Source organism: Methylobacterium sp. CM6257 (assembly GCF_054611515.1).
Genome location: NZ_CM137735.1, coordinates 5,822,786 through 5,841,250, shown reverse-complemented (window position 1 = coordinate 5,841,250; position 18,465 = coordinate 5,822,786). Strand labels below are relative to the sequence as shown.

17 protein-coding genes are annotated in these 18,465 nt (G+C 71.4%); 10 read left to right on the top strand and 7 right to left on the bottom strand.

Annotated elements, in window-relative coordinates; genetic code table 11:
* Positions 1 to 164 precede the first annotated feature (164 nt).
* Positions 165 to 3,560, top strand: coding sequence for a DNA translocase FtsK (locus ACYCO6_RS28420; protein ID WP_459765585.1), 3,396 nt, complete (start codon positions 165 to 167; stop codon positions 3,558 to 3,560).
* Positions 3,561 to 3,696: 136 nt separating this feature from the next.
* On the top strand, positions 3,697 to 4,608 hold the full coding sequence (locus ACYCO6_RS28415; protein ID WP_459765583.1) for a LolA family protein: 912 nt from the start codon (positions 3,697 to 3,699) through the stop codon (positions 4,606 to 4,608).
* A gap of 9 nt (positions 4,609 to 4,617) precedes the next feature.
* Here ACYCO6_RS28415 and ACYCO6_RS28410 read toward each other — a convergent pair whose 3' ends face one another.
* Positions 4,618 to 5,358 (bottom strand): lysophospholipid acyltransferase family protein, encoded by a 741-nt coding sequence (locus tag ACYCO6_RS28410; RefSeq protein ID WP_459765581.1) that lies wholly within the window; start codon positions 5,356 to 5,358, stop codon positions 4,618 to 4,620.
* Positions 5,359 to 5,518: 160 nt separating this feature from the next.
* On the opposite strand from ACYCO6_RS28410, the gene xth reads away from it, so the two are divergent.
* Positions 5,519 to 6,328 (top strand): exodeoxyribonuclease III, encoded by an 810-nt coding sequence (xth, locus tag ACYCO6_RS28405; protein WP_459765579.1) that lies wholly within the window; start codon positions 5,519 to 5,521, stop codon positions 6,326 to 6,328.
* A 583-nt stretch (positions 6,329 to 6,911) separates the two neighbouring features.
* Positions 6,912 to 8,771, top strand: coding sequence for an acyltransferase family protein (locus tag ACYCO6_RS28400; protein ID WP_459765577.1), 1,860 nt, complete (start codon positions 6,912 to 6,914; stop codon positions 8,769 to 8,771).
* A gap of 91 nt (positions 8,772 to 8,862) precedes the next feature.
* On the opposite strand, the gene ssb is transcribed toward ACYCO6_RS28400, so the two are convergent.
* Together ssb and ACYCO6_RS28390 are read right to left on the bottom strand one after the other, a co-directional pair.
* A complete protein-coding gene (gene ssb / locus ACYCO6_RS28395; protein ID WP_459765575.1) occupies positions 8,863 to 9,420 on the bottom strand; it encodes a single-stranded DNA-binding protein in 558 nt (185 codons plus the stop codon).
* Positions 9,421 to 9,588: 168 nt separating this feature from the next.
* Positions 9,589 to 10,605 (bottom strand): NADP-dependent oxidoreductase, encoded by a 1,017-nt coding sequence (locus ACYCO6_RS28390; protein WP_459765573.1) that lies wholly within the window; start codon positions 10,603 to 10,605, stop codon positions 9,589 to 9,591.
* Between the two features lie 123 nt (positions 10,606 to 10,728).
* Here ACYCO6_RS28390 and ACYCO6_RS28385 point away from each other — a divergent pair, with 123 nt between their 5' ends.
* Both ACYCO6_RS28385 and ACYCO6_RS28380 read left to right on the top strand, forming a co-directional pair.
* Complete coding sequence (locus ACYCO6_RS28385) at positions 10,729 to 11,127, top strand: DUF4174 domain-containing protein (protein WP_459765571.1); 399 nt, start codon at positions 10,729 to 10,731, stop codon at positions 11,125 to 11,127.
* A 144-nt stretch (positions 11,128 to 11,271) separates the two neighbouring features.
* Positions 11,272 to 11,448 carry a hypothetical protein gene (locus ACYCO6_RS28380; protein ID WP_459765569.1) on the top strand — a complete coding sequence of 59 codons (177 nt, stop codon included), beginning with the start codon at positions 11,272 to 11,274 and terminating at the stop codon, positions 11,446 to 11,448.
* 9 nt (positions 11,449 to 11,457) lie between these two features.
* Here ACYCO6_RS28380 and ACYCO6_RS28375 read toward each other — a convergent pair whose 3' ends face one another.
* The 3 genes from ACYCO6_RS28375 to ACYCO6_RS28365 all read right to left on the bottom strand — a co-directional run bounded on the left by ACYCO6_RS28375 (position 11,458) and on the right by ACYCO6_RS28365 (position 13,325).
* Complete coding sequence (locus ACYCO6_RS28375; RefSeq protein WP_459765567.1) at positions 11,458 to 11,823, bottom strand: hypothetical protein; 366 nt, start codon at positions 11,821 to 11,823, stop codon at positions 11,458 to 11,460.
* 113 nt (positions 11,824 to 11,936) lie between these two features.
* Positions 11,937 to 12,338, bottom strand: coding sequence for a hypothetical protein (locus tag ACYCO6_RS28370; protein ID WP_459765565.1), 402 nt, complete (start codon positions 12,336 to 12,338; stop codon positions 11,937 to 11,939).
* A gap of 69 nt (positions 12,339 to 12,407) precedes the next feature.
* Positions 12,408 to 13,325 (bottom strand): protein-methionine-sulfoxide reductase heme-binding subunit MsrQ, encoded by a 918-nt coding sequence (locus tag ACYCO6_RS28365; RefSeq protein ID WP_459765563.1) that lies wholly within the window; start codon positions 13,323 to 13,325, stop codon positions 12,408 to 12,410.
* Between the two features lie 182 nt (positions 13,326 to 13,507).
* Between ACYCO6_RS28365 and ACYCO6_RS28360 the strand changes: the two genes are divergently transcribed.
* A complete protein-coding gene (locus ACYCO6_RS28360) occupies positions 13,508 to 14,524 on the top strand; it encodes an aldo/keto reductase (protein WP_459765561.1) in 1,017 nt (338 codons plus the stop codon).
* A 6-nt stretch (positions 14,525 to 14,530) separates the two neighbouring features.
* Here ACYCO6_RS28360 and ACYCO6_RS28355 read toward each other — a convergent pair whose 3' ends face one another.
* Positions 14,531 to 14,959: a DUF1772 domain-containing protein gene (locus ACYCO6_RS28355; RefSeq protein ID WP_459765559.1), complete on the bottom strand. Its 429-nt coding sequence runs from the start codon at positions 14,957 to 14,959 to the stop codon at positions 14,531 to 14,533.
* Positions 14,960 to 15,203: 244 nt separating this feature from the next.
* Between ACYCO6_RS28355 and rimP the strand changes: the two genes are divergently transcribed.
* The 3 genes from rimP to ACYCO6_RS28340 all read left to right on the top strand — a co-directional run bounded on the left by rimP (position 15,204) and on the right by ACYCO6_RS28340 (position 18,409).
* Complete coding sequence (gene rimP / locus ACYCO6_RS28350; protein ID WP_459765557.1) at positions 15,204 to 15,968, top strand: ribosome maturation factor RimP; 765 nt, start codon at positions 15,204 to 15,206, stop codon at positions 15,966 to 15,968.
* 64 nt (positions 15,969 to 16,032) lie between these two features.
* Complete coding sequence (gene nusA, locus ACYCO6_RS28345) at positions 16,033 to 17,661, top strand: transcription termination factor NusA (protein ID WP_459765555.1); 1,629 nt, start codon at positions 16,033 to 16,035, stop codon at positions 17,659 to 17,661.
* 25 nt (positions 17,662 to 17,686) lie between these two features.
* Positions 17,687 to 18,409 carry an RNA-binding protein gene (locus tag ACYCO6_RS28340; RefSeq protein WP_459765553.1) on the top strand — a complete coding sequence of 241 codons (723 nt, stop codon included), beginning with the start codon at positions 17,687 to 17,689 and terminating at the stop codon, positions 18,407 to 18,409.
* Positions 18,410 to 18,465: the final 56 nt, after the last annotated feature.

Here is an 18,465-nt window from a genome sequence, read left to right as displayed (position 1 = left end):
CGGCGGAAAGGCGTCCCCTGGGTTCGCTGCGGCACGGCCGCGATCGCCGTCATGGTTTCCGCGCCGCAGGGCCGCGACAAGCCTCCGTTAACGACGAATGGCCTAACTCAAGGACAGCCGCCGCGCGTCGGCGGATCCCTGTTTCGAGTATCGTTCGAGAACCCATGCGCGCATCGGGACGGCCTCCGTACTCCCACCGTGACCCCGCCCGGCCCGTCCGCGGCGGCGACCGTCCGGGCCTCTCCCTCGGAGCCCTGGCGCACCGTCTGATGGCGTTCCGCGCGAGCCTCGCACGGCGCCTGTCCGGCACGCCCGCGGGCCTGCCCGCCCGCCCGGCGTACGGCGTCCCCGGCCGACGGGCCGAGCCGAGCTGGCTGACCTCGCCCGCCGCCATGGTCGGCAGGGAGGGGCCGGAGCGCGGCCCGCGCGCGAGCAGCGTCGCGCCGCCCGAGCATATCTGGCCGGCGCAGGTCTTCGACGACCGGGCGAGCCTCGATGCGCTCGACGCACCGCCCGTCGAGAGCCGGATCGACCGCAGCGCCTCGTCGCCGGGCGTGCTCGTGCGCCAGCCGCGCCGGCCCGCCGCCATCGCTCCGGAAGATGCACCGATCCCCGCGCCGGTGCCGGCCGCCTCGCCTTCGGCCGTGCGCTGGACCCGTACCCCCGATTCGGTCCTGCAGGAGCGCCGTCAGCGCGCCCTGGACGCCGAGCGCGTCGCCCTGGAGCGCGCCCGCGCCGAGGCGCAGGCCGCAGCGCTGGCCCTCGAAACCGAGCGGGCTGCGCGCGAAGAGGCCGAGCGCGAGCAGGTGGCCCGCGCGGAGGCCGAGCGGGCCACCGTGTCCGAATCCCCGCTGCCCGAGACGGTCGTCGATCCGGCGGCCGATCCGGTCCCCCTGTGGCGCCAGCCGTTCGTCGCACCGCCGGGCGTCCGCTACTTCCGCACCCCCGACCGCCGGCCGGCGCGTCCCGCCGTCGAGCTGTCCGCTTCCACGGCCGTGATCGCTCCCGTGGAGGCGCCGCCGGCCGTCGAGGCCGCGGCCGAGGCGCCCGCCCGCGACTGGTCCGACCTGCCGGACTGGTCGGAGGTCCAGCCCTGGTTCGACAGCAGCGACTGGTCGTCCGTGGAGGCCTGGGCATCCTTGGAGCCCCAGTCCGCCGAAACCGGACCGGTACCGGTCCCTGGCGCCCCCGCGACGGAGACCGCTTTCGGCGAATCCGACGAGCGCTTCGTCTCGATGCCCCGCGACATCTCGCACCTGCGCTCCCTGCCGCCCCGGCCGGTCTATGTCCTCGACCGGCTCGTCCGGTTCGACCAGCCACCGCGCCCGGCGGACGGCCAGGACAACGGCCAAGGCACTGGCCAGGGGGCTGCCGACCGCGCCGAGGAGGCGGCGGCGATCCGCAACGCCTTCCTGCCGGCCGCTCCGGGGGACCAGGGCCCTGCGAAGCCCGCCCTGTCGCTGGTCTTCGGCCCGGGCAGCTTCCCCTCGGTCCCGGCTGCGCCGGTGGCCGAGACCCCGGTCCAGGCGCCCAGCCGCGCCCCCGTTCTCAGCGCGATGGCGGCCCGCGCGGCGATACGGTCGGCCGGGCAGCCGGTTGCGGCTCCGCCGGCACCGGCGCCCCAGCCCGAGGCTGCTCCCGCGCCGACGGCGGTCGCGCCCAGCGCCGACCGGACCGAAGCCGCGCGGGTGGTGATCCCGATGACCCCGCGGCCGGTCCTGCTCCGAGGCAAGCTGGCGCCCCAGCCCGAGCCGGCTCCGGCCGAGGTCGAGCCCGTCGCTGCCGCGACCGAGGCGGACGAGGTGATCGAGGCGGTCGAGGCGGTCGCCGCCCCGCCGGCCCCCGCGCCGGCCGCGGTCCCCATGGTCGCGCCCCGCGCGCACCTGATTCCCGCCGGCCGCCACCTTGAGATCGCCCCGATCGAGAGCGCGGATTACGAGCTGCCGTCCCTTGAGCTCCTCGCCCTGCCGGCGCCCGGCGGCAGCGAGGAGGTCGACGCGGACGTGCTGGAGCAGAACGCCCTCAACCTCCAGCAGACGGTCCAGGATTTCGGCGTGCGCGGCGACATCCTGGCGGTGCGGCCGGGCCCGGTGGTGACCCTCTACGAGCTCGAGCCCGCGCCCGGCACCAAGTCCAGCCGCGTGATCGGCCTGTCGGACGACATCGCCCGGTCGATGTCGGCGGTCTCGGCCCGCGTCGCGGTCGTACCCGGACGGAATGCCATCGGCATCGAGCTGCCGAACGAGACCCGCGAGACCGTCTATCTGCGCGAACTGCTCTCGTCGGCCGACTTCGCGGAGAGCAAGCACAAGCTGGCCCTGTGCCTGGGCAAGAACATCGGCGGCGAGCCGATCATCGCCGACCTCGCGCGCATGCCGCACCTGCTCGTGGCCGGCACCACCGGCTCGGGCAAGTCGGTGGCGATCAACACCATGATCCTGTCGCTGCTCTACCGGCTCAAGCCCGAGGAGTGCCGCCTGATCATGGTCGACCCGAAGATGCTGGAGCTGTCGGTCTATGACGGCATCCCGCACCTGCTCTCCCCCGTGGTCATCGACCCGAAGAAGGCGGTGATCGCCCTCAAATGGGCCGTGCGCGAGATGGAGGAGCGCTACAAGAAGATGGCCAAGATCGCGGTGCGCAACATCGACGGATACAACGCCCGGGTCGCCGAGGCGGCTGCCCGCGGCGAGGTGCTGACCCGGACCGTCCAGACCGGCTTCGACCGTCAGACGGGCGAGGCGATCTACGAGGACGAGGCGATGGACCTGGCGCCGTTGCCGTACATCGTGATCGTGGTGGACGAGATGGCCGACCTGATGATGGTGGCCGGCAAGGACATCGAGGGCGCGATCCAGCGGCTGGCGCAGATGGCGCGGGCGGCGGGCATCCACCTGATCATGGCGACCCAGCGGCCGTCGGTGGACGTGATCACCGGCACGATCAAGGCCAACTTCCCGACCCGGATCTCCTTCCAGGTGACCAGCAAGATCGACTCGCGCACCATTCTCGGCGAGATGGGCGCCGAGCAGCTTCTGGGTCAGGGCGACATGCTGTTCATGGCCGGCGGCGGGCGCACCACGCGCGTGCACGGGCCGTTCTGCTCGGACAGCGAGGTCGAGAGCGTGGTCGCCCACCTCAAGCGCCAGGGCCGGCCCAGCTACCTCGACGCCGTCACGGCGGACGATTCGCCAGAAGAGCCCACCAAGGAGAGTGGCCGGTCCGGCCGGGGCTCCAAGGCCGCCGCGGCCGACAAGACCGAGCGCGCCGACGAGCCCGAGGAGGAGGCCCCCGTCTTCGACATCGGCGCCTTCGCGGCGGCGACCGGTGGCGAGTCCGACGATCTCTACAAGCAGGCCATCGAGGTGGTCCTGCGCGATCAGAAGGCCTCGACCAGCTACATCCAGCGCCGCCTGCAGATCGGCTACAACCGCGCCGCCTCGATCATGGAGCGGATGGAGATCGAGGGCATCGTCGGGCCGGCCAACCACGCCGGCAAGCGCGAGATCCTGGTCGCGGGCGCGCCGCATATGTCGAGCGGGATGTACGACGACGAGTGAGATGCTGCGCCCCGGGCCGCCCCAAGCGGACCGGCCCGGGCGTCGCATCTTCGCCACAGGGCGGGGTTCTAAGCCTCGTGTCCCGCCCTCGTTTGCCGCCGGAGCCCGCCGACCGGGCGCCCAGGAGATTCTGCCGATGATCGGCCGCCGCATCCGCACAGCCGGCTCCCTGATTGCCGCCGGGCTGTGGCTCGCGACCGCCAACCCGGCTGACGCGCAGGTCGGCGCCTTCATCGACAGCCTGTTCGGCCACAAGGAAGAGCCCGCCCCGCAGCCCGAGGCCGCCCCGGCCCCCCCGCACCCGCCAGCCAAGAAGCCCGCCCCCAAGGCCAAGGAGGCGAGCAAGGAATCCGGCAAGGACTCGAAGGCTGGCAGCGCCAAGGCCGGCAAGGGCGGCGACAAGGCCGAGCACAAGGCGGCCGAGCCCAAGGTCGCGGCGGTCGGCGCGCCGACCGCGATCGCGCCCGCCGAGCCGGCCGATGCCGCGACGCTGCTGGCCCAGGCCAACGCCTACTTCAACGGGATCAACACGCTGACCGGCACCTTCATGCAGATCGGCGCCGACGGGCGGCGGATCGGCGGCAAGCTGACGCTCGCCAAGCCCGGCCGCCTGCGCTTCGACTACGACCAGCCCTCGCCTCTGGAGGTGGTCGCCGACGGCACCTCGGTGGCGGTGCGCGACCGCAAGCTCAACACGCAGGACCTCTACTTCATCGCCCAGACGCCGCTGAAATTTCTGCTCCGCGAGAAGATCGACCTCGCCCGCGACCTCACCGTGACCGATGTCGCCAACGATCCGGGCGGCGTGCGCATCAGCCTGGAGGACCGTGCCACCCTCGGCGGCACTTCGAAGATCCAGCTGTTCTTCGATGCCGAGATGAAGACCCTCTCGCAGTGGCGGATCACCGACCCGCAGGGTTACGTCACCACGGTGACGCTCTCGAACCTGCAGAAGGGCAAGGGCGTCGACGGCAGCCTGTTCTTCATCAATTACGGGCGCGCCGAGGACAAGGCGATGCAGCAGCAGATCCAGCAGTCGCAGCAGTAGCCGGCACCCTCACGCCGCCTTCGTCTCGAGCTCGCCGCGGCCGGTCCCGCGCCAGCGGTCGAGCTCCCGGTCGATCGCCCCTTCGGTGCCGCGCAGGAATTCCGCGGCCGGGAGGCCCGGGGCGACGGCGGCGAGGTAGCTCACCACCACGGTTCCGGCGCGGGTCGCCGCGCCCGCCGGCCAGAACAGACCGGAATTCAGCGCCACCGGCACCACCGGCAGGCCGAGCCGGCCGTAGAGCAGCTCGACGCCGCGCTTGAAGCGCAGCGGCGTGCCGATGCCGCCGCGGGTACCCTCCGGAAAGATCAGCACCGACCGTCCGGCCGCCACCGCCGCCCGGCCCTCGTCGATCATGGTGCGCAGGGCCTGGGTGCCGTTGCCGCGGTCGATGACGATCATCGGCGAGCGCCGCAGGAACCAGCCGACCACCGGGATCGCCAGCAGCTCCCGCTTGGCGACGATCGCCACATCCGGCACCAGCACCAGGAAGGCGAGGGTCTCCCAGGTCGACTGGTGGTTGGCCACAATCAGGCAGGGCGCGGCCGGCAGGTGCTGGCGCCCCTCCTCGACGTAGCGCAGCCCGACGATGCGCCGGAGCCCGGCCAGGATGCCCCGCGCCCAGAGGCGCGTCGCCCCTCGGATCGGCCGCTCGGGGGACCCGGACAGGAGGAAGATCGCCAGCGGCGCGAGGAACAGGGTCGTCCAGGCGGCCCAGTAGGCGGCGAACAGGAGCGAGCGGGCATGTACCATGACGGGGCCTCGACGAGGGGCCCGGGACAGGGCAGGGCACGGGCATAGCGCCTGCCGGGCGGGGACGCACGGCATTTCGCGCCGCCGGCGGTGAGCGGACTGTCGCGGGCCGCGAAATCGGCTATCGGAGCACAACTCAGTCCGAACCCCGGCTCCGCCCGTGCAGCTCACCGTCACGACCTGGAACATCAACTCGGTGCGCCTGCGCATCGACCTGGTGCTGCGCTTCCTGGCCGAGCACAAGCCGGACGTGCTCTGCCTCCAAGAGACCAAATGCCCGGACGACGCCTTCCCGCTGAAGGCCCTGCGCGGCTCCGGCTACGAGCACGTGATGTTCGCCGGGCAGAAGGGTTACAACGGCGTCGCGATCCTCTCGCGCTTCCCCCTGCACACCCGGGACGTGATGGGCTTCTGCGAGCGCCCGGACGCCCGCCACATCTCGGCGGTGCTCGGGCCGGAGGCGGGGGCGGCCGCCGGGATCGTGCTGCACGACTTCTACGTCCCCGCGGGCGGCGACGTGCCGGACCGCGACCTCAATCCGAAATTCGCCCACAAGCTCGACTTCCTGGCCGAGCTGCGTGCCTGGGGCGGTAAACGCGTCTCCGGCCCGGCGATCCTGGTAGGCGACCTCAACGTCGCTCCCCTGGAGCACGACGTCTGGTCGCACAAGCAACTCCTCGACGTGGTGAGCCATACGCCCGCGGAGACCGAGGCGCTGGAGATCCTGCGCGGGGAGGCGGGCTGGATCGACACGGCGCGCCATCTCACCCCGGAGCCGGAGAAGATCTACACGTGGTGGAGCTATCGCTCCCCCGACTGGGCGGCGGCCGACAAGGGGCGGCGCCTCGACCACGTCTGGGTCTCCCCGGACCTCGCCGGGACCGTCCGCAGGGTCGAGGTGCTGCGCGAGGCCCGCGCCTGGGAGCGCCCCTCCGACCACGTCCCGGTGACTCTGACCCTGGAGCTCTGAGGCAGATCTTCGACCGGCACACCGAGCGGAACCGCTTCGGTGCCTGAGCATTGCCCGCTCACGAAACCGTGACGCGAGCCGGCCCCATGCGCAAGATCCTGATCGCCCTCATCCTTCCGAAGGTCATCTCCTTCCTGCGTCGGCGTTACGGCGCCCCGCACACCGCCCGCGACCGCGCCTTCTGAGCCGGCATCCGTCCTCGGCCCCGAGTCCGTGTCGGCCGGGTTCAGGCGCCAGCAGCGAGAGCGATCTCGATCACGCGGATGCCGCCCGCCGGGGCGGCACACCCGGTGACCCGTGATCCGCGCGCCGCGGGCTCGCCGCCGGGCCTGGACGCCCGAATGATGCCGCGGCGTGGCCGTGGCGATGCAAGCCGGGCCGGCAAAGGGGTCGCTCGCTGGCCAGGGGGAAGCTCGTCTCCGGCGGCAGGCCGGGGGGCTGACGCACGGCACATGCCGGCCGGCCACCCATTCGGACGATACCCCTGGCCGAAAGAGGCGTCCGGCCCGGCTTGAGGACGGATCGCGCCCGGCGCGAAGATGCCCGGCGCGACCTGCCCCGCCTGCCGCTACGGACGCCCTTGATGAAGTACAGACGCGACATCGACGGTCTCAGGGCCGTGGCGGTGCTGCCGGTCGTCCTGTTCCATTTCGGTTTCGCGTCGATCTCCGGTGGCTTCACCGGCGTCGACGTGTTCTTCGTGATCTCGGGCTACCTGATCAGCGGCAGCATCCTGCACGATCTGGAGCGCGGCCGCTTCAGCCTGATCGACTTCTACTGGCGGCGCGCCCGGCGCATCCTGCCCGCCCTGTTCGCCGTCTGCCTGGCCTCGACGGTCGCGGCCCTGATTTTCCTGCTGCCGTCCGACGTCGTCGACTTCAGCCGCAGCATGGTCGCTGCGTCGACGTTCTGGTCGAACATCTATTTCTGGAAGACGACCAACTACTTCGCCATCGACGCCGGCCTGCGGCCGCTGCTGCACACGTGGTCGCTCTCGGTCGAGGAGCAGTTCTACATCTTCGCCCCGCTCCTGATCGCCGGCATCTATGCCTACGGGCGGAGGCATTGGCTGGCCGTGCTGGCGCCGCTCATCCTGTTGAGCTTCGCGCTGGCGGTCGCGGCGAACACCGTTGCGCCCGCGGCCGGGTTCTACCTGCTGCCGACGCGGGCCTGGGAACTCCTGCTCGGCGCGCTGTTGATGCTGCGGCCGCCGCCGCCCATCCGGAACCCGCACATCGCCAACCTTGCCGGGGCTGCCGGCCTCGTCCTCCTCGCCGTCGGCTACCTGACCGTCGCCGAGACCGACCCGTTTCCCGGGTACCGCGCCCTCTACCCGTGTCTCGGGGCGGCACTCCTGATCCATGTCGGGCAGGCCGTGCCCGGAGAGGGCGGCCGGCAGGCCCTGGCGACCCGGCTGCTCTGCCTGCGGCCCCTCGTCTGGGTCGGGATGATCTCCTACTCGCTCTACCTGATTCACTGGCCGATCAGCGCCTTCGACCGCTACCTGCAACTGCGCAATCCCGATCTCGCGACGAGCCTCGCGATGGTGGCGGCGAGCCTGCTGCTGGCCTACGGCTCCTGGCGCTTCGTCGAGCAGCCGTTCCGCCGTTCCGGCTCGCTGGCCTCGCGGCGGGTCACCTTCGGCCTCTCGGCGGCCGCCATCGCGGGCCTGTGCGCCTGCGGGGGCGTGGGCATCGTCAGCCAGGGTCTGCCAGAGCGCTACCGGGACTTCGCGGAGCAGCGCATCGATGGCGGCGACTGGCGGACCGGCACCTGCTTCAGCCTCGGCGGCGATTCCGGCCAGAGCTGGAACCTGCGCGACTGCACCCGGACCCACGGTCACGCCAAGACCGTCCTGCTGTGGGGCGACTCCTTCGCCGCCCACTACGTCTCCGGCTTCGCGGCCAACGCCGGGAAGCTGCAGGCCAACATCGTCCAGTACACCTATGCGGGCTGCCCGCCGATCCTGTCATACTTCTCGTATGCGCGCCCGGGCTGCACCACCTTCAACCGCCGCGCCCTGGACGTCATCCGCGAGGCGGGCATCTCGACGGTGATCCTGAGCGGCCGCTGGAGCGATTACGGCACGCGGGGCTTCGCCGGACTCCAGGAGACCATCGACGTCCTGCGGAACCGGGGCGTCGAGGTCTTCGTCATCGGCCAGTCGCCAGAATTCATCACGGACGTCCAGAAGATCGCCTTCTTCATGCGGCGCCGGAACATGCCGGGCGAATCCTGGCCCATGGCCATGGACCGCACCATCAACGCGCGCGTGGCCGCCTTCGCGGAGCGCGCGACCTTCATCGATCCCCTGAAGGCCCTGTGCTCGGACGGACGCTGCCCGTACGCCAGCGCGCACGCGTACCTCTACTTCGATTACGGACACTTCTCGGGACTCGGAGCCGCGCGGGCGATCGCCGCCTACTGGCCCTCCTTCCGGTGACCGATTCGATCGCCTGCACCGGGGCGGCGCCCCGGCGCCGAAACAAAAAACCCGCCGCGCGGGGCGGCGGGTCTCCGGGCCGGCAAACGGCCTAGAACGGGATGTCGTCGTCGAGGTCGTAGCCGCCGCGGCCGCCACCGCCGCCCGAGGAGGCCGGAGCCGGACGGCGTTCGCCGCCCTGGGCGCGGCCGCCACCAAAATCGCCCCCGCGGTCGCCGCCGCGACCGCCGCCGAAGTCGCCGCCGCGGCTGATCTGGCCGCCGCCCTCGTCCTCGCCGGCGAAGTCACCACCGCCGCCGCGCCCGTCGAGGATCGTCATCTCGCCGCGGAAGCGCTGGAGCACGACCTCGGTGGTGTACTTCTCGACGCCGGAATTGTCCGTCCACTTCCGGGTCTGGAGCTGGCCCTCGATATAGACCTTCGAGCCCTTGCGCAGGTACTGCTCGGCCACCCGGGCCAGGTTGTCGTTGTAGATCACGACCGAGTGCCACTCGGTCTTCTCCTTGCGCTCGCCGGTCGCCTTATCCTTCCACGACTCGGAGGTGGCGAGCCGCAGGTTGCACACCGGGTCGCCCGAGCCGAGGCGGCGCATCTCAGGGTCGCGCCCGAGATTGCCCACCAGAATCACCTTGTTGACGCTGCCCGCCATCGCTCTCTCCTCACCGTACGGATCTCACAGGGCATCTGCCCGGCGGCGCGCGAACCATGCGCCCGGGCCTCCGGAGCGGCAACCTGCGGGGCGAGCTTGTGCCCGCTTTCCGCAGCGCCGCCGGGTCCGTTTGTTCTATATCCGTTCCAGAACGGCGGCAAGCTGCCCTCAGGACACGCGCACGACCAGCTTGCCGAAATTCCGGCCCTTCAACAGGCCGATGAAGGCTTCAGGCGCGTTCTCCAGGCCCTCGACCACGTCCTCGCGGTAGCGGACCCGGCCCTCCTGGATCCAGCCGCCGACCTCCTTCCGGAAGGTCGCCGCCTGATCGGCGAAGTCCCAGACGATGAAACCCTGGATGTGCAGCCGGTTGGTCAGGACCGAGCGCATCAGCCCGGGCAGGCGGTCGGGCCCGGGCGGGACCTCGGTGGCATTGTAGGCCGAGACGAGGCCGCAGACCGGGATCCGCGCGAAGGGGTTCAGGAGCGGCATCACGGCGGCGAAGACCGCGCCGCCGACATTCTCGAAATAGACGTCGATGCCCTTCGGGCAGGCCGCGGCGAGCGCCTCCGGCAGGTCGGCGCCGCGATGGTCCACGGCGGCGTCGAAGCCGAGCTCCTCGGTGAGGTAGCGGCACTTGTCCGGGCCCCCCGCGATCCCGACGGCGCGGGCGCCTTTCAGCTTGGCGATCTGCCCGACCAGCGAGCCTACGGGGCCGGCCGCGGCCGCCACCACGACGGTCTCGCCGGGCTTCGGCTGGCCGATGTTGAGGAGGCCGGTATAGGCGGTCATGCCGGGCATGCCGAGTACGCCCAGTGCCGTCGAGGGCGGAGCGGCGGAGGGATCGACCTTGCGGGAGCCCTTCCCGTCCGTGACGAAGTACTCCTGCCAGCCGGCGAAGGCCGTGAGCAGGTCACCGACGGCGTGGTCCGGGTGGTTCGAGGCGACGACCTCGCCGACCGTCTCGGCGGTGATCGGCGCGCCGATTTCCACGGGCGCCGCGTAGGATTTCGCGTCGCTCATCCGGCCGCGCATATACGGGTCGAGGGACAGCCAGCGGGTGCGCAGGAGGACCTGTCCGGGGCCGGGCTGCGGCACCGGCACCTCCTCCAGGCGGAAGTTCTCGGGGCGCGGCTCGCCGTGCGGACGCGAGGCCAGGACGATGCGGCGGTTCATGACGGTCATGGCGGACTCCCGGATGCTGGCTGTCGCCCCCGATCTGGGGCGCCGGACGGCAGCGGCAAAGGCGCGGCCGTGATCTCCAGGGACGATCGTGCGTTGGTCGTCTCTGGAGCAGGGGAAGGCTGCATGCGGATGACGGCACTCAGTCTCGGATTTGCGGTCCTGGCGGCGGGGCCTTCGTCCGCTGGCCCGCTCGACGCCTATCGGGATCGCGCCCGGGTGCTGGTGCTGTCGGCGCCCGATGTCGCGGACGCGCACCTCAAGGCGCAGCGGGCCGCCCTGAGGGCGGTCCGCCCCGGCCTGGCCGAGCGCGACCTCGTTGTGCTGGAGGCAGTCGGCACCGGCCCGGACGCGCGGGCCCTGCGCGCGCAGCTCGGCCTGCCGGCGGGGAGTTTCCGGGCCGTGCTGGTCGGGAAGGACGGAGGCGCCAAGCTCGACGCAGAGGAGCCGGTCGCGCCCCAGAAACTCTTCGCCACCATCGACGCGATGCCGATGCGGCGCGCCGAGATGCGGGCGCGCCGGTAGGGGCGAGGGCCCTGGATCCCTGTGCAGTGTGCAGGGCGCGGACACCAACGGTTAAGCCTACCGGCCTATCACCGAAGCGTGTTGACGGCCGCTCCCGGCCGTCCGTTGAGGCCCGCCGGACGCCCGAACGAGACGCTCGAATCGATGACCCGACAACAAGTTGCCGCCGCCATCCGTCGCCTCGTCGCCTCGCAGGTCGAGGATATCGAGCGCGCGGTCCGCGACGGTCACAAAACCATCGCGCTGAACGAGCTGGCGGATCTGAACCGCCAGCTCAAGGCCTTCGCAGCCGCTCTCAAGAAGGCGCCGGCCCGCATCTGAGCCGCGCCCTTACCAGCGGGGCCCGCCCCAGCGGTGGGGCGGGATGTCCTCCGGCGGCGGGGGCGGCCCGCGGTCGAGGGCCGGCTCGTCGCAGATTCGAACCCGGCGCAGCACCGGCGCGCCGTCCGGATCGAACCGGCGCCGGAAGAATTCCCGGCAGGCCTCAGGCGGAGCTGCCGTGAAGTGGGGCCGGGGGAACTCCGGTTCAGGCTGCGGTGGCGGCGGCCGGTGCTCCGGCTCATCGTCCTGGACCGGCCCGCCATAGCCGTGGCCCGGCGGCCGATAGGGGCCGTCGAAATCGGCGGCGCGCGCCGGGCCGGCGGCGAGGAGCAGGATGCAGAAACCGGCACGCGCAAGGAAGCGAGGGGAGGGCAAGATTCGGCCTCGGCTTGAGCTGGCGCGCGGGGATCGCGGCCATCCTCAGCAGAGACTGCGCCGGCCCGACTGAACCCTCACCCTGCTGCCTTGTCGGCTACCGTTCAGCCGGCTCACTTCTGCATGGCGTTGATTTCGCACTGCGCGTAGTCCGCGCTCGCCTTCACGTAGGCGTTGAGCTTCTGGACGTAGGCCTCGGCGATCGGCCGGAAGGCCTGCGCCTGCAGGTTATAGGCCTTGATCGCGTCATTGTAGCTGTAGGCCTCCCATCCGGGGCACCCGCCCTTGGCGTCGAGGCAGGCGGGCTTCTCCGGCAGGGTGGGCTTCGTCGGGCGAGCCGAGGTTGGTGGTGCCTCCGGCGGCGTGCAGGTCGCGACCGCCGGGCTCGGGGGTGGGGCGGCCGGAGCCGCCTTGGCTGCGGGTTTCGCGGCCGGGGCGGACGAGGGAGTGGGCGGGGCCGCAAGGACGACCGTCGGTGCGAGCAAGCCCGCGATGAGGAGAAGCGTGCCGCGCATGTCCGTCTCGGGGAGCTCCGCTGCGGCCCGGAACCGCCGATGGCGGGGGCCGCGGCGGGTTCTGCGGCATCAGGCCGGCGGCGACAAGGGCTCCCGGGCGGAGGCTCGACGCGGTGCGCCGGCCGGCGGCTTCAGGGGCGAGCGGCCACCAGCGCGGCTCCCCGCGCCGCGCACGGACGCGATGGCGGGCAGGGACAGACCGATCGCCAGGACCCACCAGGCCGGCCGGATCGGTCCGGAGAAGTCGAGGTTGGCGGCGAGCACGAGGTTGGCCGGGACGCCGCTGGCGAGCCCGTACCAGGCTGCCTCCAGCCCCGCTGTCGCGAGCCCGGCGAGGACCGCGAGGAGCAGGAGCGACCACGGCCGCTCCGGCCACTTGAAGCGCCGCATCACCCGCCATCCCATCAGCAGCAGGAACAGCCCGGTCCAGAATACCGGATCGGTGACGTCGATCTTCGACTGCAGGAAGTAGTGGGCGAACGCCAGCACGGCGATCGTGTAGACGAGCCGGTGCAGCCGGTGCCAGTTCGGCCCCATGTTGCGGATCGCCGCGTCGGTCGAGGTCAGCCCCAAGGTGATCAGCCCGATCAGCGCCACGAAGCCGATGGTCAGGTAGAACCGCAGAGCGATCTCCGAGGCCACCTTGGTGAGGATCAGGTTCTGGTCGACCGCATAGAGGGTGAGATGGGCCACCGCGTAGGCCATCACGGTGACGCCGAGCATGCGCCGGACGACGATGACCTTCGGCCAGTCAGCGATGCGGCGGAGCGGCGAGATCGCGAGCGACAGGAGCAGGAAGCGCACCGCCCAGTCGCCTGTGGCGTGGATCAGCGCCGTGATGGGCTTGGCACCCAGCGCATCGAGCCGGTAGGCGCCCGCGAGGTACAGGGCCGGGGCGACGCAGGCCAGGAACACCGCGAGTTTCAGCCATGAGAGGCGTCCGGCCCGGTCGAGCCAGGGAAGGGGAACGGCCAGGCTATCTGTCATGGGTCTCGAACAGGGCGCTCTCGCGTGTGACGGCGGCGGTTTGCTCCCGGCAAGAACGACCGCCCTGGGGCGTCGGTGCCGGCACGGGTCGGTTCGCCGCGGCCCCGGCCCGGTTACACGTGGTGGTTGACCTCGGCCGTCCCGCGGCGAGATAGCGAGGCGACGGACACCGGAAGGATCCCATGCAGTACCGCAATCTCGGCCGCTCCGGCCTCAAGGTCTCGCCGATCTGCCTCGGCACGATGATGTTCGGCGGCCCCACCGACGAGGCCACGGCGGGCCGCATCGTCGGCAGTGCCCGGGAGGCGGGGATCAATTTCATCGACACGGCCAACGTCTACACGGACGGCCGCTCGGAGGAGATCACCGGCCGCGCCATCAAGGCCGACCGGCACGCCTGGATCCTGGCCACCAAGGTCGCCAACCCGACGGGCCCCGGCGTCAACGACCGTGGCCTCTCGCGCGTCCACGTGATGAAGGCCGCCGAGGACAGCCTGCGCCGCCTCGGCACCGACTTCATCGACATCTACTACCTTCACAAGGAGGACCACGACACGCCGCTGGCCGAGACCGTGCGGGCGATGGCCGACCTCGTGCGGGCGGGCAAGATCCGTCATTTCGGCGTCTCGAACCACCGGTCCTGGCGCGTCGCCGAGATCTGCCGGCTCTGCGACGAACTCGGCATCGACCGGCCTGTGGTGAGCCAGCCCTACTACAACGCCTTCAACCGCATGCCCGAGACCGAGCACCTGCCGGCCTGCGCGCATTACGGCCTCGGTGTCGTACCCTACTCGCCGCTCGCCCGCGGCGTGCTCACCGGCAAGTACGATCCGGCCGCCCCGCCGCCGGCCGAGTCCCGCGCCGGCCGCCAGGACACCCGGATGATGCAGACCGAGTGGCGGCCCGAATCCCTGCGCATCGCCCGGACCCTCAAGGAGCACGCTGAGGCACGGGGCATCACGGCGGGCCAGTTCGCCACCGCCTGGGTACTGAACAACCACCTCGTCACCGGCGTCATCGCCGGGCCGCGCACCGAGGCGCAGTGGCAGGAGTACCTCGGCGCCCTCGACTACGCCTTCACCCCGGAGGACGAGGCGCTGGTGGACGGGTTCGTGGCGGCCGGCCACCCGACCACGCCGGGCTACAACGATCCGGCCTATCCGCTGGAGGGGCGGGTGCCACGCAGCGGCACGGCCTGAGCGCCGTCAGGCGAGCGCCCATAGGAAGCACGCGCCCGCCAGGGCGCCGAGCGCCGACCGCACCGCGTGGAGGACGTTCCACCGCCTCACCCGGGCGCGAGTGGTGGCGTCCGCCGCATCCGGTGCGGTCGCCATCAGGATCCGGTTCGTCGGCAGGATCGCCAGGATCGTCCAGGGCCAGTTCGCCAGCATGAGCACCGCGCCGGCCAGGAAGCCGGCGCGGCCGCTCGTCGACCACGCCGCAGTCCCGAGCAGGAAGCCGATCACGGCAAGGGGCGCCTGAAGCGCGAAGCCGCGCTTGTAGGCCGGCTTCCACTCCGTCAGCAGTGCGCGGTCATCCAGGGCCAGGCGGGCCGGCTGCTCGACGAGGTTGATGTAGAGGGCCGCTCCTGTGAACAGCGCCGCGATCGTGAGTGCGAGGAGGCCGGTCAGCATGGGCGCCGGGGTATCACCGGCGAGTGACGATCGCACGCCTCACCGGATGAAACGGTCTTGAACTTCCCACGATCCGCGGCTATCTGACGTTCAACAGTTCTGATGGCAGTCGAAGGGCTGCGGTTCGGGAGTGGGCCCCACCGGGTCCGCTCTTTTTTTTCGCCGCACCAGTCTTTCGCCGCACAAGGCCGCACGCCGCGGGCGGGCCACGCAGAACGCCGCGAAGGTTGCGCGCTTACCGTCCATGTCCTCCGAGATCGAAGCGGATCTGTCCGAAAAGCGCCTCGTCCGAGAGGCCGGTGTCGCCGCGCGCGTCGCGCAGGTGATCGAGGGGCCCCTCGCGGGCCTCGGCTTCCGGCTGGTCCGGGTGAAGATGTCCAACATCAACGGCTGCACCGTGCAGATCATGGCGGAGCGGCCGGACGGCACCTTCACCATCGACGATTGCGAGGCGGTGAGCCGGGCGATCTCGCCGATCCTCGACGTGGACGATCCGGTGGGGGGCGCCTACAATTTGGAGGTTTCCTCGCCGGGGATCGACCGGCCGCTGGTGCGGGTTTCGGACTTCGCCCGCTGGGAGGGCTACGAGGCCAAGATCGAGCTGAGCCCGCCGCTCGACGGGCGCAAGCGCTTCCGCGGCATCCTCGGCGCGCCCGATCTGGGCAGGATGACCGTCCCGATCGATTTGCCCGACGTGAAGGAGGGGCTGCCGAGCCGCATCGACCTGCCGCTCAAGGACCTTGCCGAGGCCCATCTCGTCCTCACCGACGAGCTGATCCGCGAGTCGCTCCGCCGCGGCGGTCCGCCCGCCGGGGACGAGGCCGACGAGGCCGAGAACGAAGAGCTCTCCGAGGAGGGCGCGGCGCCGCCGGCGCGCAGCCCGTTCCGCCCGAAGGGCCCCAAGAAGGCCAGCCCCGCGGCCAAGCCCCAGACGCCGGCCAGGACAGGTCCCAGGAAGCCGGTCGTGACCAAGGCGTCCCGGCTCAAGGACCGCGACTCGCTGCATTGAGACCACATCGCCGGCCGCCGCGCGGTCGGCACGAAGCTTTGACGGAAGAGAAGGACCGAAACCGATGGCCGTCGTCAGCGCCAACAGGCTCGAACTCCTCCAGATTGCCGACGCGGTTGCCCGCGAGAAGGTGATCGACCGCTCCATCGTCATCGACGCGATGGAGGAGGCCATCGCCAAGGCCGCGCGCTCCCGCTACGGCGCCGAGACGGACGTTCACGCCGAGATCGACCCGAAGACCGGCGCTCTGCGCCTCTCGCGTCACCTCCTGGTCGTCGATCAGGTGGAGAACGACGCCCGCGAGATCACCCTGGAGCAGGCTCGCCGCTACAACCCCGGCGCCCTGGTCGGCGACGTGATCTCCGATACCCTGCCGCCCTTCGACTTCGGCCGCGTGGCCGCGCAGTCGGCCAAGCAGGTCATCGTCCAGAAGGTGCGCGACGCCGAGCGCGCCCGCCAGTACGACGAGTACAAGGACCGCATCGGCGAGATCCTCAACGGCATCGTGAAGCGGGTCGAGTACGGCAACGTCATCGTGGATCTCGGCCGCGGCGAGGGCATCGTGCGCCGGGACGAGATGATCCCGCGCGAGACCTTCCGGCCGGGCGACCGCATCCGCTCCTACCTGTTCGACGTGCGCTCGGAGGTCCGCGGGCCGCAGATCTTCCTGTCGCGCTCGCACCCGCAATTCATGGCCAAGCTGTTCGGCCAGGAAGTGCCCGAGATCTATGACGGCATCGTCGAGGTGAAGGCGGTCGCCCGCGACCCCGGCTCCCGCGCCAAGATCGCGGTGATCTCCCGCGACGGCAGCATCGACCCGGTCGGCGCCTGCGTCGGCATGCGCGGCTCGCGCGTACAGGCGGTGGTCGGCGAGCTCCAGGGCGAGAAGATCGACATCATCCCGTGGTCGGAGGATGAGGCGACCTTCATCGTCAACGCCCTCCAGCCCGCCGAGGTGGTGAAGGTGGTGCTCGACGAGGAGGCCGACCGCATCGAGGTGGTGGTGCCCGACGATCAGCTGTCGCTGGCCATCGGCCGCCGCGGCCAGAACGTCCGCCTCGCCTCGCAGCTCACCGGCTGGGACATCGACATCCTCACCGAGGCTGAAGAATCGGAGCGCCGCCAGAAGGAGTTCGCCGAGCGGACCCAGGTGTTCATGGAGGCGCTGGACGTCGACGAGACCGTGGGCCAGCTGCTCGCGGCCGAAGGCTTCCGCAACGTCGAGGAAATCGCCTACGTCGACCTGCAGGAGCTGTCCGGCATCCAGGGGCTCGACGAGGAGACCGGCGCCGAGATCCAGGCCCGCGCCCAGGACCACCTCGCCCGGATCGAGCAGGCCCACGACGCCCGCCGCACCGAGCTCGGCGTCTCCGACGAGCTGCGCGAGATCGAGGGCATCACCACGCCCATGATGGTGGCGCTCGGCGAGAACGACGTGAAGACGGTCGAGGACCTCGCCGGCTGCGCGACGGACGACCTCGTCGGCTATACGGAGGGACGCGGCCCCGACGCCGTGCGCCATGCCGGTTACCTCGACGGGTTCGACCTGTCCCGCGCCGAGGCCGAGGCCCTGATCATGGCCGCGCGCTTGAAGGCGGGCTGGATCGAGGCCCTGCCGGAGCCGGAGGTCGAGGAGGGCGCCGAAGGGGCTGCCGAAGGCGAGGAGACCGCCCCCGCCCAGGCCGAGGCCTGAGTCGAGAGCCGGCGGCGGAGGCGCGATGGTCGCGGTCGAGACGACCCTGCCCGAGGACGGGCTGGAAGCCGGGGGGCTCGATGCCGGCCCCGGCCGCCGCTTGCCCGAGCGGACCTGCATCGTCACGCGCGTCGCCCAGGCGCCGGACGGGATGATCCGGTTCGTGCGCGGGCCGGACGGCAGCGTCGTGCCCGATCTGCGCGCCAAGCTCCCCGGCCGCGGCGCCTGGGTCAGCGCCCGGCGCGAGGCCATCGCCACCGCCGTGCGCAAGAACCTGTTCTCGCGGGCCTTCAAGGGGCCGGCCCCGGCCGCCCCCGACCTCCCGGACCGGATCGCCGCGGCGCTCCGGGACGACCTGCGGCAGGCGATCGCGCTGGCCAACAAGGCGGGCTGCATCGTCGCGGGCTTCTCGAAGGTTGAAGCGGCCATCGGCGGCCAGCCCGGCGCCATCGCGGTGATCCATGCTGCTGAGGCGAGTCCGGACGGGCGGCGGAAGATCGCGTCAGCCTTGCACCGGCGTCACGGTGAGGCCATGTCAAGGATACCGATCATCGACGACCTGTCCGAGGATGAATTGGACATGGCCTTAGGTCGGGATCATGTGATACATGCTGCGCTCGTCGCAGGAGCCGGAGCCGCCGGCTGCCTGTCGCGTTGGCGTCGGCTACGCTCCTTCGAGAGCGCCGCCGCGGCGACCGAGGAGCCCGATCTAGCCCGAATCGGCCGGATCGACCAAGCCTCACGTTGACGACGCACCAGGACGAATTTGGCCGGCGCCACCGGGCGTCGGTTCACGGGACGATG